At 58.6% G+C, this 16,556-nt stretch carries 11 protein-coding genes; 9 read left to right on the forward strand and 2 right to left on the reverse strand.

The genetic code is table 11. From position 1 onward, the window contains the following. Positions 1-328: 328 nt before the first annotated feature. Complete coding sequence (locus P1IM2_RS05355; RefSeq protein ID WP_222102998.1) at positions 329-1,132, reverse strand: abortive infection family protein; 804 nt, start codon at positions 1,130-1,132, stop codon at positions 329-331. Positions 1,133-1,378: 246 nt separating this feature from the next. Between P1IM2_RS05355 and P1IM2_RS05360 the strand changes: the two genes are divergently transcribed. From P1IM2_RS05360 to P1IM2_RS05385, 6 genes are all read left to right on the forward strand, one after another. After that, a complete protein-coding gene (locus P1IM2_RS05360) occupies positions 1,379-2,266 on the forward strand; it encodes a sce7726 family protein (RefSeq protein ID WP_260833922.1) in 888 nt (295 codons plus the stop codon). 4 nt (positions 2,267-2,270) lie between these two features. Then, positions 2,271-3,206 (forward strand): sce7725 family protein, encoded by a 936-nt coding sequence (locus P1IM2_RS05365; protein ID WP_186401718.1) that lies wholly within the window; start codon positions 2,271-2,273, stop codon positions 3,204-3,206. Positions 3,207-3,335: 129 nt separating this feature from the next. Further along, positions 3,336-4,235, forward strand: a complete 900-nt coding sequence (locus P1IM2_RS05370) for an RES family NAD+ phosphorylase (RefSeq protein WP_260833923.1) — start codon at positions 3,336-3,338, stop codon at positions 4,233-4,235. Between the two features lie 427 nt (positions 4,236-4,662). Further along, entirely contained in the window at positions 4,663-5,514 is an 852-nt protein-coding gene (locus P1IM2_RS05375) for a hypothetical protein (RefSeq protein WP_186401720.1), read from the forward strand. A 649-nt stretch (positions 5,515-6,163) separates the two neighbouring features. Next, positions 6,164-6,451, forward strand: coding sequence for a helix-turn-helix domain-containing protein (locus P1IM2_RS19010; RefSeq protein ID WP_313906802.1), 288 nt, complete (start codon positions 6,164-6,166; stop codon positions 6,449-6,451). Positions 6,452-6,874: 423 nt separating this feature from the next. Next, positions 6,875-10,303: a KAP family NTPase gene (locus tag P1IM2_RS05385; RefSeq protein WP_260833924.1), complete on the forward strand. Its 3,429-nt coding sequence runs from the start codon at positions 6,875-6,877 to the stop codon at positions 10,301-10,303. 455 nt (positions 10,304-10,758) lie between these two features. Here the strand turns inward: P1IM2_RS05385 and P1IM2_RS05390 are convergent, their stop codons facing one another. Further along, on the reverse strand, positions 10,759-11,457 hold the full coding sequence (locus P1IM2_RS05390) for a 2OG-Fe(II) oxygenase (protein WP_186401722.1): 699 nt from the start codon (positions 11,455-11,457) through the stop codon (positions 10,759-10,761). 183 nt (positions 11,458-11,640) lie between these two features. Here P1IM2_RS05390 and P1IM2_RS05395 point away from each other — a divergent pair, with 183 nt between their 5' ends. From P1IM2_RS05395 to P1IM2_RS05405, 3 genes are all read left to right on the forward strand, one after another. Next, entirely contained in the window at positions 11,641-14,844 is a 3,204-nt protein-coding gene (locus tag P1IM2_RS05395; protein ID WP_186401723.1) for an autotransporter domain-containing protein, read from the forward strand. Between the two features lie 96 nt (positions 14,845-14,940). Further along, positions 14,941-15,624, forward strand: a complete 684-nt coding sequence (locus tag P1IM2_RS05400) for a sigma-70 family RNA polymerase sigma factor (RefSeq protein WP_313906801.1) — start codon at positions 14,941-14,943, stop codon at positions 15,622-15,624. Then, a complete protein-coding gene (locus P1IM2_RS05405) occupies positions 15,614-16,555 on the forward strand; it encodes a FecR family protein (RefSeq protein ID WP_062902452.1) in 942 nt (313 codons plus the stop codon). The genes P1IM2_RS05400 and P1IM2_RS05405 overlap by 11 nt, the downstream gene beginning before the upstream one ends. Position 16,556: the final 1 nt, after the last annotated feature.

The raw sequence follows: 16,556 nt of genomic DNA on the forward strand, positions 1-16,556 counted from the left end.
GAACTCCCATACGGGCCCGCAGCCTCCGATGCTGCATTGCAAGGCCGGACAGATGGCCGCATCCGACTACGTGCACTACCTCCAAAAATCGCTTGCGTCTTTTGGGGCGTCCACAGATGGGAAGCGGACGCACCCTGCTTCATTGCGGACGTCAGCTTCGCACCTGAAGTGGACGTTGCCGGACTCAGTTCATACCCCGAAAGCTGCCTTACAGGCGCAGTGAAGCGCTCAGCGCCTCCGCGCCCGACAATCGACCAACGCTGAGGCAAGTTCTAACATCAGCTTCGCGGGACATTGCGGGCACTCAAGCCAGCGTGTGTCATCTGCATCAATCTTCAAACTTTTGCGCATCCATCGTTTTGATGAAACGTAGCAGGGCGGTCACGCTGTCATAGATGAACTTCGCCTCGTCCATCGGGACAAGGGTTTCATTGTCGTGCGCAAAGGACTTGTTGTTCCGAATGTCGTTCATCGACTCGAAAGTGGAAATGGAACTCTTGATGATGCGGTCCGACATTTCCGTGAGGTTTCGTGATGCTTTCAGCACCTTAGCATATTTCCCCACTCTGGCATGCAGGGCGTCATTTTCGCCACAAGGCTCACCCCCGTGTTTGATTACCAAGGATGCGAAGCGCTTCATGCAATAGGTATGCAGTCGGTCCAACCCAGCATTTGGACGGCCAGCGTCCAAGTCCCTGCGTATCGCAGCGACTAACTCTTGAAGCGTTTCATTTGCCTCGAATGCTTCGATCCCTGTTGAATCAACAACGTGCTCTTCCCCTTCGAATTTGCCAACTATCTTGAAATATACTTCTCTTAAACGATCCTCGCGTGGCCCGCTGGTGCCAAGGATGTTGTTCTCCCGGTACTCCCAGAGCGCACGTAGCGCACGAGCAACAAGGTGAGGTTGCGCGCGTGCTATAAATGACCGCAGGCGCTTGGCTTTCGAAGTTCCATAGGCTGAAAACAAAGAGGACCAAGGCGGGGCGTCAGGATCGACACCAACTTCTGTGCAGAAGAAATCTCCAAAGGTGCGATCTGAAAAATCTAAGACGTAGCCCGACTGCATATTAAGCGCTTCTTCGAACACGGCGCGGTCGAGCCGCGTGATGAGCATTTCGTAACTCTGCATATCTTCTATGCCCCATCGCCTAGGGCCATCTTGGTTGTTGACTGCGGATTTGGCAACTCCGCAATCGGTCGTTAGCGGTCAACGACTTAGGTCGCCCGCACGACGCGTGACATAATTGGCCGTAGCTTGTATGGCGATGCCGCTCTGGCCGCAAGCTAGCGCACGGGGGGATCTGCGGGAAATTCGGGCGATAGCTGGATAACATCGCGGGAATCCACTATATAATGGGAAGAGAATGAGGATTCTGTGACCGCAAATGTTGCCCAAATTTCTGCCGCGTCGCGCCTTTTTTCTTCGGCCGTTTTCAAAGAAATGTCGAGGAGGGGGCGTTCGCCCCTTTTTTCTCGTTTGTTGACGCAAACGGGATTTCTCGATGAGTTGGATGGAGCTGAGCCCATCGCCAACGCATTTGATGCCGCCTTTTCAGTATTGCGAGCCGTTGGGCATCGCGACGAGTACATTTACAAGGCTGCGCTGACTCATAAGGTGCTCTTGGGCACCCACTCACTGCGCACAGCATCAATGCTAACCGAATTTCGCGCGGGCCAGTGCAAAGCAGACCTTGTGATCTTTAACGGCACCGCCACGGTATATGAGATAAAATCCGAACGAGATTCGCTAGCTCGGCTCGCCGCTCAACTGAACGCCTACCGCAAGGTTTTTGCGAAAGCTTACGTGATCGCATCGGAGGATCATATTCAAGGCGTTGAGGAAATCGCTCCAAACGATGTTGGCATTCTATGCCTGACGCGCCGCTATCGCATCACGACCGTTCGCGACGCCATCGACGATCCAAATCGGATTTGCCCGGTCTCACTATTTGAGTCGCTCAGGACAGCGGAAGCCGTGCAAATTCTGAAGAATTTGAATGTACCGATTCCCGGTGTCCCAAACACGCGGCTTCATGGGGCGCTGAAAGCGCTTTTTGCAAACCTGTCGCCAACTGCCGCGCACGTAGAAATGGTGAAGGTTCTCAAGAAGTCCCGAGATTTGATGCCGCTCAATTCGCTCATCTCCGAATTGCCGCAGTCGCTGCACGCGGCCGCGCTTTCGGTCCCGATCCGGCGAAGTGACCATCAAAATTTGGTTGCTGCCGTTAACACGCCAATTTCTCAAGCGGCAAACTGGGCATAGACAAATGTATCATCCCTATTTTCGCGGCAAACAATATGAGTTGATCACCATCCGGGAAAATGCGGAATTGATGGCTAATTCCGATTTCATCCCGATTATCGAGCCCGTAAAGGAAGCTCTTTCCGGGCTTGCTCGCGCCCTGACCGCCGTTTGCGACGCGGGTGGTAATGCTATCGTTATCGTAAATCCTTACCACGGCGATTATGCAGCCGATGGCGAAAGCATCTCCGAGTTTCTGGAAGAGAATTTCTCCGACGCAGACAATGTCTTGCCCGGTATCCTGCTCCGTGAAGGCACCACGGTCGAGCAAGCCATGCAATGTATTCAAATGCATCAGGACGGCGATCTCGCGTTGATCCATGCCGGATTCACAGATGGTGTGAACCTTTCGGCCGCGTTGGGCGACGTAGTGAACGAAATGACGCATATTTTCGTGGATGGGCAATCTAGCCGCTTATATCGACGTCATTTCCCGAGTGACCAACGTGTGCTCGTCCGTGATGGTTTTCAACGGCGTCGTAATCGTGATCATCCGCCCGTGGAGTTTTTCTCCGACCTACACATCACCTTCGGCGAGGAGGGAATGCAAGGTTTTGGCGACTTTTTAACGGTGGGGGATGATTATTCCGAAAGCGGTGGGCCTGCGTACGCGATTGCAATCCATTTGACGTTCATAGACCCAGCGCAAGACAACGCGATGTTCATTCATCACTTTTTGTCGGAGCGCCAGGACACCCCCACTGACCCCGCAGGCAAATTTGCTGAGGCACTTGATGCAATGATAACCGAACTGGACCGTCCGGGCTGTCCAGTTTTTGAAAGCCGTGCGGTGGAAGAGTTCCGCCGACTGCACGAGCAGGACCACTTTCCCGGTCTCGGCTACGTGAAGAAGCTCTCAATGCAGCACCACATCGAGACCTTGGTTAACTTTTTCGATTAAGCCATGCGCTGTTGCTCGAACTGCTTCGGCGACCGAGGCCTAGACAAGATTTTTCCGTCTCGTTCGGATGGGATTGGTAAGTGCGACTACTGCGGCACCAGAGATGTTCCGACTGCTGACCCGCGAAATTTGGGCGATCTGCTCTCTACAGTTCTAAACATTTACGATGCCGATGCCGAGGGCGTCAGCATCGTGGAGCATTTGCGAAATGATTGGGGTCTGTTCGGCAATCCTGTGATGGACGATTTTCGGATTAGAGATCTTCTGGCGGCCATTACCGAAGACGATGCGATTGGCCGGCGGACATATGTACCAGCGGCAAGATTTAAGAGCGATCGGCTATTCCGATGGGAAGAGTTGCGGGTCGAACTGATGAATCGGAACAGGTATTTTCCTGATTCCGATATCGACAAGGAGCGGTTGGCTGAGCTCTTAAACTTTTTGCAGGCGGAGGATATGCCAGCGCAGTGGTTTCGCGCACGCATTCAGGCTGGAGAAGCACCGTTCCCGATTGATCAAATGGGCGCACCTCCGGGCCGGATAGCATCTCACGGCCGAGCCAATCCGCCGGGAATCCCTTATCTTTACGTCGGTTCTGACGAACTCACGGCGATTTCGGAGATTCGTCCCCACACGGGCGAGATTGCGTCCGTCGCTAGTTTCGCCATTGATCCGGCCGTCCTAAAATTAGTCGACTTGCGAGCGCCCAAGGAGCGCGTCTCGCCGTTCGATTTGGGCGACGAGGATAAGATTGGAGCCCTACGGAGCGACATTGCTTTCCTTGAGCGCCTCGGTGACGAACTTACACGGCCCGTCGTTCCTCAGGGAGCCGCGATTGACTACGTGCCCAGTCAATACCTCTGCGAATTCATAAAGAAAACAGGCTGGGACGGTGTCGTGTATCGGAGCTCTGTCGGCGAAGGGATCAATCTTGCCCTTTTCGACGCGGCGAAAGCAGCGCCGGGCGCTGTCAAGCGGTGGAAAGTGGATAGGGTGACTGTTGAAGCATGGCTCCTCGAAGGCCATTAGGTTTCGCACATGCGATAGGCACCCTCCTCGCAAACTAGCTCCAAGCCAACCCCGCATCAATGACCGCATTTGGCTTGCTGGCCATACCGTATGCAGCTGTAATCAAAAGAGAAAACTGACACTTAGATGGCACGGGGTGCGGTTAGCCATACGTATATACAATTGAAAAACTGCCACAATTTGCAACGAAGCTGGCACGGCTTTTATCTCGCCCTCTTATTTGGCTCCCCTGATTTTCGAAGTTTCGACCGTCTCCGCCGCTTGATCACAGGGAGCATTTGATCCCACCAGCGGACAGATCACACAGTCGAACGAACCTATTGGAATTGCCGCGCGAGAAGCCACGCGAACTCCACACCGGGAAAACTTTCCTATTCGACCCTCTCGACGCTAAACGGTGCAATAGTCTGCAAGGGGAACAGTCTGCATGGCGCAATACAACGTAATTATCGGCTTCTTCGATGGCAGCGGCACCTCAACGGTGTCGGGAGGCCGGTTTTACCTTCCGACGAATATGACTGATTATGAGGGGCAGACGCCAGCCGGCGGGGCGTTGAAGGCGCTCTGCACGTCAATACCCACCGTGTTTACGGAGGAGATCGGGTACAATAAGGTTCCGATGGCGCGGATTGGTTGGATTACCAGCGTCGTCCAGAACGGCCGCGACCTGAAAGTGACCTACAGCCTTCCGTCCGGCATCACGCCGATTGCCGCAGATCGGCTTGCGGACGCTCTTGGACTGAGCAATTTTCCGCGTCGCGGGATAGGCGACATGCAGCACAGCCACTGGACAGTTCGCGATGGCGATTTGCTGCATATTCTCCAACAGGCCGGTGCACTGGAGACTACGCAATCATCCATCTTCCTGACACCTCCCGAGAGAATTCAATCCGATTTGGTGTCGGTGATGATGCCCTTTGGTGCCGAATTTACAGCGGTGTACGATGCCATCAAAGGTGCCGTGGAAGCTCTCGGTTATCAGTGCAACCGGGCGGACAACATTTGGGAACACAGCACGGTAATCCAAGATATCTATTCGCTGATATTCCGATCGAAGGTCGTCATCTGCGATTTCAGCGGGAAGAATGCTAACGTCTTTTACGAAGCCGGTATCGCCCACACGCTTGGCCGACACGTCGTTCCGATAGTCCAGCATCCCGGCGACGTCCCCTTTGATTTACAGCACCATCGATATGTCCAATACCTCAACAACCAAGAAGGCGTTGCGAAGCTAGCTGCGGATATCAGCCCCCGGATCGACACGCTCATGAAGTCATAGCCGGTAGTTTGGGAGCGGCTAATTATCTGATGAATGCTGTTCCCAACTTCTCCCTAATCGGGCCGCGATGCTTCGCATCGGACCCACAATTTATAGGCACACACCTTACGCACGGGTGCATAGCGGTTTTCTGCCACTTTTCGAGAGGCTAATCCGACTACACCGCTGCCTCATTTTTCGCAAAGTGACGGTTTTCCTAGACTTGTCGAGGCTGCGCATCGCACTCTCGTCGGACAAGAGCATGGCGGACGAAAAAGACGCGAGCGGCGGATCAGCCGCGCACGAATTTGCGGTGCGGAACAGGCATTGCGATGAGGTGTAGGCACGCCCCCAAACGAACCCTGCTCCCCCTCGCCACTCCCACGGCGACGGCGACGGCGACGGCGAACGCGGGGGGATATTCCTGAATGCGGGTCCGTCCAGCCACAATCCAGAATCCACAGGGTCGAGTATCGGTCGCTGGTCGTAGAAAAAGAAGCGCTGGAGGGGAAACGTCGTGTGGCACAGGGCGACGCAATTCTCGATAATTGAGCGCGGCGGGGCGGCTCCTCCCGGCCGTCCTGTCACCGCCAAAGGATTTCGTGCCCCAATGCCCATTCAACGCCCTTCCCTGCCACCCTCATCGCTACTTGGCATCGAGCCGATCAGTATGCGGGTTCCAGACGCCTGTCGGTTTACGGGCATCAGTCGCAGCACTCTCTACCTGCTCATCGCCAGAGGCGAGGTCGAGATCGTCAAGATGGGCGCGGCGACCTTGATTCTGACGGAAAGCCTTCGCGACTTGATTGAGCGGCAGCGCGGCACTTCTACCAGCCGAACGGCGGCGCCGATCCGGCCCCGCGGAGACGAGGGCGATATCCGAAGGTCGGGTCGGCAATCTCGCAACAGGCGCGCCGCTCACGCTTCGGCGTCTATTCCCCTCTTCGAGCCGGAATAGGCATCTTGGCGCCTGATGCCAGCCGTGGGGAACTTCTTTGCCGAATGTTCAAACCTGCCGCGTAAGCGCGACGGTGGTTTGTGATGGAGGAGCGCCGAGCCCCCTCTATGGACGAAGTGGACTATGGGTGGACCACTCTCCCGGTCGCTTGGGTCACTAGACGGATCTCGATCCGTTTGGGGCACGGAACCACGTCCTCGAAGCGAGCTGGCATCCCAGAATCAATATAGGCTGATGTTTCCTTACTGCTGAGGGCCAATATCGATTTCGCTCCAATACGGATCGAATCTCCATATGGATCGCCTTCAATACCCGGACGACCATTGTAGTTGCTGAATTGCGCACTAATTATTCGGTCACGTTAATCGGCCCGCAAGAGGCCGTTTGCGGGGGAGATGAAAAATTAGCGAGCAACCCGAAGCAATCGCTCCATCGGCGGTTAAGTTCCTCACCGATCATCCTGCGGATGAAGACAAGTTCGGACCGCACTCGCGGGTTGCCGACGCTGTTGCGGCGGCAATTACGCGGAGCGACCCAATTCACGTGATCGGCCTGCTTGGCGGATGGGGCAGTGGAAAAAGTACGGTAGTCAGGCAAATCGAGAAGAACTTCGACGGCGGCGGGCATATTCATTTTTTCACCTACGATGCTTGGCTGCACCAAAATGACCCGCCGCGTCGTTCATTTCTCGAAGCTCTGATAGAGGATCTGGCAGGCGCGTCGTTAATCAAGCCCGCCGAATGGAACCCCCGGCTTGCGCAGCTTTCAGGTAAGGCTGAGGTGACGACCACGCAGACAACGCGGCAGTTTTCCGAGACTGGCCGCGCCATTTTCTTATCATTGGCCTTTGTGCCCTTCGGGCTTGGTCTTCTCGACTATGATCTAATCGATAAGGCCTTCGGAACCGGTGGTATCGGCGTTGCCCGGCCCCTCCTCGCAATCAGTCTTCTCGCCGTCCTAGCGCCCTTGCTGGTGATATTATTCTATTATTTGAAATGGCGGCCACTCGCAGAAAAAGGGACCGAAGGCAGGTGGAAGGCACTCAGGACTAAAGCCTTCTGGTTGGAGCACGACGAAGCACATAGAGATCAGTCGGTCGTCGCATTGCTTACAAATCACTCGGTCGAGAATGCCGAGAACAGGACCAAGATCAGCCCGGAGCCGACCGCCATCGAGTTCCGGACGGTGTTCAACGACCTTCTGGCATCGTGCCGCAAGAAGAAGCGCCGACTTGTAATCGTGATCGACAATCTCGATCGCTTGGCTGAAAATGATGCCATGCAGCTTTGGGCAACCATCCGAAGTCTTTTTCTCAGCAACAACAAGATGCTTTCCGGCGAAGAAGGATTGGCGCCTCCCGCAATTATCTTGCCGATCGACGAAAAGGCGATCGAGAGAATGTTCGCCATTGAGCACGACGAGGAGATTGCCGCGCAACTCTCCGAGTCATTCATCGACAAAACCTTCGATATCACCTTTCAAATCAACGAGCCGGTCATGTCGGACTGGCGGCTTTACCTGGCCGATAAGCTGAAGGAAGCGTTCGGCGATCTCGCCAACACGGATCGCATTTATTGGGCCACTAAGATCGTCGAGCGTGCAAACCCAGGCACTTCAGCTAGTAAGCGAACCACACCGCGCAAGCTTATCAAACTCATCAACAGCAGCGGCGCACTCTTAGCGCAGTGGGGCGATGGCTCTGTCGATCTCCTTACGATGATCCATTACGTCAGCCGCCGCGCGGACATTTCCAAAAATGGCATCGCCGCGCTTGTGAGCGAGGAGGGTTCAATTATCCAAACGGCTGTGCCCGATTGGCGGCGCCAAACCCTCGCTCTCCATTTCGGCGTGGTGCCAGAAAAGGCCTTTCAGACTTTGCTCGCCGAACCCATACGTTCCGCGACTGCCGCTAACGATCGCAGTGTTTTTGACGAACTTATTTCCGGCCCGGGAGCAGTCGAAGTTGCCGAGGCGGTATTCGCAGAACCACCCCTGAATGACGATCAATCCGCAATCGACGGAACGTTTGTAATGAACGCGGCGCTACTCGTTGGCAGGTCGGCCAGCAAAGATGAGCTCTGGGCTCAACGCATAATCGCCGGTCTTGCAGAAGCATGGAAGACTTCGGCTGCCCCTAAGAACTGGCGCCCCGATTTTGCCGATGTATTGCGGCTGTTGGTACCAGCGCACGATCCAAAGGGTGGTTTCCTCGTCGGATCTGCGCGCATCCTGTCAGAGATGTTGACGCGAGTTAAACTCGATGTTGACACTTTCCCGGAGATCGCAGCATCGCTGGATACCCTTCACACACTCGCAGCCGCACAGAACTTTCAAGCACCCGGCGTAGCGCTGAAAAGGCCGATCGATGACCTTCTGTCATTGCTTGCCGAACTGGAGCCGGCCAATCGAGCGATGCTTCGCACAGAATTGGCGGCCTCGGCATTTGTTGATGCGCTTGTCACGCGCCTGTCGACCGAGGAGTTAGCAAAAACAGTTCCCGAAATTGTGCGTCGCGTCGCGGACGGATCGCCGACGGTGCAGTTTAAGGACAACAAAAAGCCAGCTTGGAACCCACTGGTCGAGGCAGCAAAGAAAATCCTACAAGAACAAGATTTCGACGAAAGTCAAACCGGCCCGGCGCTTGACACCATCGGTCTCCTTCGAGCGTATTCTGCGACGGCCAAAACTGTCTGTGACGAACTTTTCGATTCTACTCGGCTCAATGTTTTGGCCGAGAATGCCGACAGTATCGACGACGATAGTCGCTTGGGCGATGTCATAGCCCTCATGCTGCTGCGGGGCGTCGATTTTCCCGCGCCGAACGGAAAAACCTGGGACGACCTTATCGCGGCCAAGCCCGATGTCGTCGAAGCAGTCGATAATGCGTTGCGATGGTATCTTTGGAAAGATGGACTTCCATATTTGCTCGGAATGATGTCATCGATTCCTAGCCCCGAACCGCTAGTTTGGGCTTTGGTCAAGCGCGCCATCGACAAAAACGGCGGACAGTCGGTTCCGACAGCCTTCCTTCTTAAAAATATCGAAATCATGGAAAAGGTTTTAGGTGCTGGTGTTTTGGACGCTGCGATCGTGCGCGCTAGCGAGAAGGACGATTTTTGGACGGGCGTGGAAGCCATGCCGCTTGGGCGAAACTTGAACCGAGTTATAACGAGCTTGGCTAAGGCGATTGACGTTGACCGCGACCGCTTGATCAAGTTGGTACGCGCCAGGCTGGATAATGTAGACTTGGCAGGGTGGCGCAAAGTCATTCTCGAAAATTTGGCTCCCGCAGGGCTCTTAAAGATTTATCGCAACGAGCTTGGCGAAAAGAGGCCGTTCGGTGAAGAACTGCGGGGCGCATTGGCCGAGCAGGTGGGGTCCCTCCTTCAGGCGAGCGACGAAATTCGACAGCGCTGGTTCGATCTTTCGCAGTTCGTATCGAAAAGTATGCGGGCGACCCTCTATCGCCACCTTAGAGATGCCCTGCACTCCGGCGCTGAGGTCGCTCGCTTGGACAACCTTTTGTCTGCTGGAGGAATGGCCCTGCTAATTGAAGGGAAATTTTCCGACGACGCCGACAAGACCGTCCGTCATCTCGTTCAGCCAATGCTGAGAAGCGAAGCAGGGCGTAAGCTGATTACGGAGAGAGCCGCCTTCTTTGAGGCAGCGGTCGCTGGTAGCGACACCGAGACTCGTAATGCAATCGATGAATTTCTTTCCGCAGCGGAAGCTGATGAAGAGCTCGCCTTAGAAATGGCGGCTATACGGTCGGCGCTAAAATTGCCGGCTAAGAAGCCAGTAACGCAGGACGATAACAATAACGATGACATTGCTCCGCGAATGGAGTCATAGCTGCGGCGGCGGCGATGCGCGAACCGTTAGCGCGAGGGGGTTGGTCAGGATTTACGAGAAGAGGATTCCTGCATTCCCTTTTGAGCAGCCGAATCCGGGGCTACGGCCGCTTGCACCAATTTTTGATCAGAAATCTAGCGTCGGTTGTCGGCCAGTCGTGCTCGTCAGTCGCCTCCCATGTGTCTCGCTTTCCCGGTCCTGCGCCTGCAAACTTCAAGCCTCAAATTTCCTCGAGGCATGTATATTTTTCTGCTCTCGTTGTAAGGATGAGTAGAAAAGAAAACGTTAGACAATCGTAGCGAACAATGGCAGAAAATTTACACGGACTGAATCATTAATTCAGATGCGCGGTGGAACCGTGTGGGTCCGAAATTAAGCGGATGTAATTTGAAAAATATTTCAAATACATGGGTTTAACTTAACAAAACCACCCTGTCCGCCATCGCCGCACGCGCCTAACGCGCGTCGTGAAATATGATGCCGAGCGTTAAGCGCTCGCCTCTGCGAATTTCGCTGACGCCGTGGCGCATTTTGACGCGGTAGGTGCCGCGTGTTCCGGCTCGCGGTGCTTCGTTGACCGCGAACACGACCGCGTCACCCATCCGCAGCGGCACGACATGTGCGCGCGACTGCATTCTCGGGCGCTGTTCGGTCAGGACGAATTCGCCGCCGTCGAAATCGACTTCCGGCTCGGACAGCAGGACCGCCACCTGAAACGGAAAATGGAGGTCGCCGTACAGATCCTGATGGAGGCAATTATAGTCGCCGGCGCGGTACCGTAGCAGCAGCGGCGTCGGCCGAACCTGACCCGACGCGTGGCAAAGGCGTGTGAAGGCCGACAGATCGGCGGGAAAGGAAGCGCTCGCTCCCAAACGCGCCGCCCATCGGTTCGCAAGCGGCGCCAGGCTTTCATACAGGCGCTGCCGCAACCGTTCGAGGACAGCGGGAAAGGGATAAGCAAAGTAGCGATATTCGCCGCGGCCGAAACCATGACGCTGCATCGTCACCGTGCTGCGAAAGCGCTCGTCGGCGTCGAACATCGCGCAAAGATCGGCGCAATCGGACGGGGTGAGCAGCTTCGGAAGCCGGTGCCACCCCTGCCCTTCCAGATCAGATTCAGGCTGCGGCGTCCGTATTTCCGGTTCGGCGGTCATTGGCATTCTTCCCCTTCGTCGTGCGGTGAGAGGCGGCGAATAGCGGGACCGTGCATCCGATCCGTTCCGTTTCTTGCGGCCAAAAGCCGGCGCGCGACTTTTTTCCAAGGTCGCGCGCGGCGCGCTCCGTCTTGTGTTCGGTTCCGGGCCATCGACCCGGGGGGACATCAAAAGAGGAACTCCATGCGCAAGACCCTGCTGGCATCGACCTGCCTGGCGACGATCATCGCCATGCCTGCATACGCCGAAACGAGCATCACCACCGCGACGACAACGCCGGTCAGCACCTCGACCGTCAAATCGGGCGCAGCCGACGATATCAAGATCGGCTCTGCAGGCTCGATCAAGCCGACGAGCGGCACGGCGGTCACGATCGACAGCAACAACAAGGTCACCAACGACGGCACGATCCAGATCACCAATTCGGACGGCGCGCGCGGCATTTTTGCCAATGCGGGCGTGACCGGCACGATCACCAATTCGGCGACCGGCAAGATCATCATCGACGAAAGCTATACCCCCACCGACATCGACAATGACGGCGATCTCGACGGGCCCTTTGCGGTCGGATCGAACCGCGTCGGCATCGCAACCGGCGGCGCCTTTACCGGCAATATCGTCAACAGCGGCGAAGTGACGGTCGAGGGCAATGATTCGGCGGGCATCCGGCTTGGCGGACCGCTCACCGGCAATTTCACGACCGACGGCAAGGTATCGGTCATCGGCGACCGCGCACTCGGCGTCGGACTGCAGGATGTCACCGGCAATGTCCGCCTCGCCGGCACGATTACCGCGCAGGGCGTGGATGCAGTCGCCGCGCGGCTTTCGGGCAACATCAACGGCGCGCTTGTCGTGCAGGGCACGCTCACCGCCACCGGCTATCGCTACACGGCGGCGCCATCCGACCCGGCGAAGCTCGACGCCGACGATCTGCTGATCGGCGGCCCGGCGCTGTCGATCGAAGGCGATGTCAGCGGCGGCATCGTCCTGGCTGTCCCGCCCAAGGACACGAACGCTGCCGACAAGGATGAGGACAAGGACGGCATCGACGACGACAAGGAAGGATCGGCGGTCGTCCGCTCCTTCGGTTCGGCCCCCGCGATGCGGATCGGCTCGGCGGACCGCGACATCGCGATCGGTGCCGTTGCCGGAACGGGAACCGGCTTCGGCCTGATCATCGACGGTTCGGTGCAGGGAAACGGCCTTTATGCGGGCAAGGACGCGACGGCGATCCAACTCGGCGGCATGGGGCATAATGTTACCATCGCCGGCGGCGTGGGTATCAGCGGCAGCGTTCAAGCCACGTCGAAGGATGCGTCGGCAACCGCGATCCGCGCCGGTGCGGGAACGATCACGCCGGAAATCCGCAACGCGGGCAAGATCGATGCGACGGGCGGCAGCAGCGCGACCTCGTCGATCACCGGCATCCTGGTGGAAGCGGGCGCCGACGTGGCGCTGATCCGTAACAGCGGGTCGATCTCGGCCAAGGCCGGCGGCGATGCCGCGACCGCGCGCGCGATCGTCGATCTGTCGGGCAATGTCGACATGGTCGAGAACAGCGGCGCGATCAGCGCCAGCGGCGCGCTCGCGTCGTCGGATCGCAATGTCGCGATCGACCTGTCGGCCAACGGCGGCGGTGCGACCGTCAAGCAGACGGCGGTTGCATCGGGTGTCACCGCGCCGTCGATTACGGGCGACGTCCGCTTCGGTACCGGCAACGATATCTTCGACATCGCCGACGGTTCGGTGAAGGGGAACAGCTATTTCGGCGCCGGCGACAACCGCCTCGCGCTGTCTGGCGACGCCACCTATGCCGGCAATGCGCGCTTCGGCAGCGGCAATGACACGATGGCGCTGACGGGAACGTCGGTGTTTACCGGCAATGCCGACTTCGGCGGCGGCACGGACATCTTGTCGATCGGCGGCACCGCCCGCTTTGCGGGGCAACTCGCCAATGCGCAGGGTCTTGCGGTGTCGGTCGACGGCGGCACCTTCGACATTGCCGGCGCGGCCACCATCTCGTCGCTCGCGGTGACCAACAAGGGCATCGTCGCGGTCACGCTCGACAGCGGCAGCACCGGCACGGCGTTGCAGGTGACCGGCACGGCCAGCTTTGCCGCCGATTCCAAGTTGGCGCTGAAGCTGTCGAGCATCGAGGATGCCGAGGGTGACCACGTCGTCCTGACGGCAGGAACGCTGACCGGCGCGGACAATCTGACGGCCACATCGACGCTCGTGCCCTTCCTCTACAAGGGCACGCTGACCTCGACGGCGAACGAGCTGCGCGTCAACATCGCGCGAAAGAGCACGAGCGAGCTTGGCCTCAACCGGTCGCAGGCGTCGGCGTTCAACGCGGTCGTCGATGCGCTTTCGGCCGACCAGGTGGTCGAAGGCGTCTTCCTCGACATCGTCGATGGCGACCAGTTCCGCAATCAGCTCAACCAGATGCTGCCCGAACATGAAGGCGGCGTCTTCGAAACCGTCACCTCGGGCTCGCGCGCGCTCGCACGCTATCTGCAAGACCCCAACGCGCCGTTCCAGGACGAGGGCAAATGGGGCTATTGGGTCAACCAGGCCGTATGGGGCACGTCGAAGAGCATCGGCGATACCGCGGGTTATGATGTCAGCGGCTGGGGCATTTCGCTCGGCGCCGAGATCAAGAGCGGCATCGGCAATTTCGGTGCGTCGGCGGCCTTCCTCAGCGGTAAGGACGGCAACAGCAGCAACGACAGCGAGGTCAGCTCGACCCAGTGGGAAGGCGCGCTCTACTGGCGCCTGAATTCGAACGACTGGCTGGCCCATGCGCGCGTTTCCGGCGCTCCGATCCGGCTCAAGGGCACACGCGTGTTCAGCGCCGAAGCCGGTGCCGAGGATATTCGCGAAACGATGCGCGGCAAATGGGATGCGACGCTGTGGTCGGCATCGGGCTCGATCGCGCGCGACGCGCAGCTTGGCGGGATCAGCTTCCGGCCCACGCTCGCGGTGGATTATTTCAAGCTCAAGGAAGACGGCTATGCCGAAACCGGCGGCGGTGACGCGCTCGATCTGACCGTCGCCGGCCGCAGCAGCGACGAATTGTCGGTCAGCGGCACCGTCGCGCTTGGGCTCGAGTTCGGGGGCGCCGACGAATATGACGGCTGGACACGCTTCGAAATCGAAGGTGGCCGCCGCCAGATCGTCAGCGGGTCGCTGGGTGCGACGGTCGCGTCGTTCAAGGACGGCACGCCGTTTACCCTGGTCCCCGATGATCGCACGAGCGGCTGGGTCGGCCGCATCCGCGGCATCGTCGGCAATTCGGCCTTTCAGGCCGGCGCCGAAGTGTCCGCGGAAGAACAGCAAAGCCATATCGGCTGGGCGTTCCGTGCAAGCCTGCGCGTCGGCCTCTAAGCCCCCCATCGGGGCCGGTCGCAGCCGCAAGGGGGAGGCACTCCCTACCCCCGCCTCCCCCTTGCAAAGGCCGACAGAATGACAACCCCCGGAACCATGCCGATGCGCGCGTTCGCACTGGTACCGGTGCGTGGCCGCGCTCGACCGCGGTTGCAAGCCTCCTCGCTGCCGCTATATGGCGGCATCAGCGGGGGGGCGTATGGTGCCGGTCGGGCGGGCCGGGATCGAAAAGGAATGGCGTTCCGAAACAAGTTCAGAATGACCGAGGCAAATGACCGATCCGACGCGGCCCACGGCATCGAGGGCGTCCTGCTCGCCAACCGCGACCGGATCATCCGGTTTCTGACGGTTCGCGGCGCGGGCGATGCTGCCGAAGATCTGTTTCAGGATTTGTGGATGCGCCTGACCGAACGCCACAGCGGCCCTGTAGCCGACCCGCTCTCTTATGTCATGCGCGCGGCCAATAATTTGATGCTTGACCGCTATCGTTCGGTGCGTCAGAGCCAGTTGCGTGACAAGGCGTGGGGCGAAGCGAGCGCAGCGCAGAAACCCGGCGCCGAGGCGGTGCTTATCTCGCGCGAGCAATTGGCAATGACCGAGCGCGCCATCGCTGCGACCGGCGATCGCCCGGCACAGGTCTTTCGTCGATTCCGCTTCGACGGGGTATTGCAACGCGATATCGCCGCCGAAATGGGCATCAGCATAAGTACGGTGGAGGCCGATCTCCGCAAGGTCTACGCCGCGCTCGCTGCCGTCAGGAGGCAATTCGATGCCGGCTGACCATGTGACCGCGAGCGAAGCCCAGGCGATCGACTGGATCGTCCGCCAACGCGCGCCCGACTTTGCCGATTGGGACGGCTTTGCCGACTGGCTTGCCGAGGACCCAGGACATGCCGAAATCTACGACGCGTTGGCGAGCCTCGACCTCGATCTCGATGCGTTGCCCCCCGCTGCGCCGTCGGTATCCCCGGCGAATGATCCGGCTGAACTCGATCGGGGCATGCCGCGTCGCTGGTGGCTTGGCGGAGCGGTCGCCGCGGCGATCGTCGGGGTCGTCGCCCTCCCCTCGCTCGACCTGTCGGGCGGCCGGAACGTGATCCAGACCGCCGCGGGTGAGCATCGCACGATCACCCTTGCCGACGGCTCGCGGATCGAGATCAACGGCGGCTCGACCCTGCGGCTCGACAAGGACCATCCGCGCTTTGCCCGGCTGGAAAGCGGCGAAGCGATGTTCCATGTCGTGCACCGCACCGACAGCCCTTTCGTCGTCGAAACGGGCGGAACGCAGATCATCGATCTCGGGACGGCCTTCAATGTGGTGCGCGCCGGCAATCGGACCGCGGTCGCGGTTTCGGAGGGCGTCGTGCTCTATTCCCCCGATCGCAGCAAGCTGCGCCTGGTGGCTGGGCAAGCGATCGACGCGCGCGACGGCGATACGCAGCCGCCACGCATACGGCGCGTCGGTACGGCCACGGTCGGTGGATGGCGGAGCGGCCTGCTGGTCTATGACGGCGCGGCGCTTCAGACCGTCGCCGACGATCTGAAGCGGACGGCTGGGATATCCGTGCAGATCGATCCCTCGGCGTCGCGCTTGTCGTTCCGCGGTACCCTCGTCGTCGACAAGGCGAGCGATCGCACCGTGGCCGACCTTGCGGCGCTGTCGGGCGCCAAAGCCGAGCGGCGCGGCGATGGCTGGGTGGTCAGCCGCTGAC

The organism is Sphingopyxis sp. P1IMeth2 (genome assembly GCF_900185685.1).
Lineage (GTDB): Bacteria > Pseudomonadota > Alphaproteobacteria > Sphingomonadales > Sphingomonadaceae > Sphingopyxis > Sphingopyxis terrae_A.

Bases quoted from the DNA above. Each gene is read 5' to 3' on its own strand.
- P1IM2_RS05390 (WP_186401722.1), bottom strand. From the start codon at position 11,457: ATGACCGCCGAACCGGAAATACGGACGCCGCAGCCTGAATCTGATCTG.
- P1IM2_RS19010 (WP_313906802.1), top strand. From the start codon at position 6,164: ATGCGGGTTCCAGACGCCTGTCGGTTTACGGGCATCAGTCGCAGCACT.
- P1IM2_RS05365 (WP_186401718.1), top strand. From the start codon at position 2,271: ATGTATCATCCCTATTTTCGCGGCAAACAATATGAGTTGATCACCATC.
- P1IM2_RS05375 (WP_186401720.1), top strand. From the start codon at position 4,663: ATGGCGCAATACAACGTAATTATCGGCTTCTTCGATGGCAGCGGCACC.
- P1IM2_RS05400 (WP_313906801.1), top strand. From the start codon at position 14,941: ATGCCGATGCGCGCGTTCGCACTGGTACCGGTGCGTGGCCGCGCTCGA.
- P1IM2_RS05355 (WP_222102998.1), bottom strand. From the start codon at position 1,132: ATGCAGAGTTACGAAATGCTCATCACGCGGCTCGACCGCGCCGTGTTC.
- P1IM2_RS05405 (WP_062902452.1), top strand. From the start codon at position 15,614: ATGCCGGCTGACCATGTGACCGCGAGCGAAGCCCAGGCGATCGACTGG.
- P1IM2_RS05395 (WP_186401723.1), top strand. From the start codon at position 11,641: ATGCGCAAGACCCTGCTGGCATCGACCTGCCTGGCGACGATCATCGCC.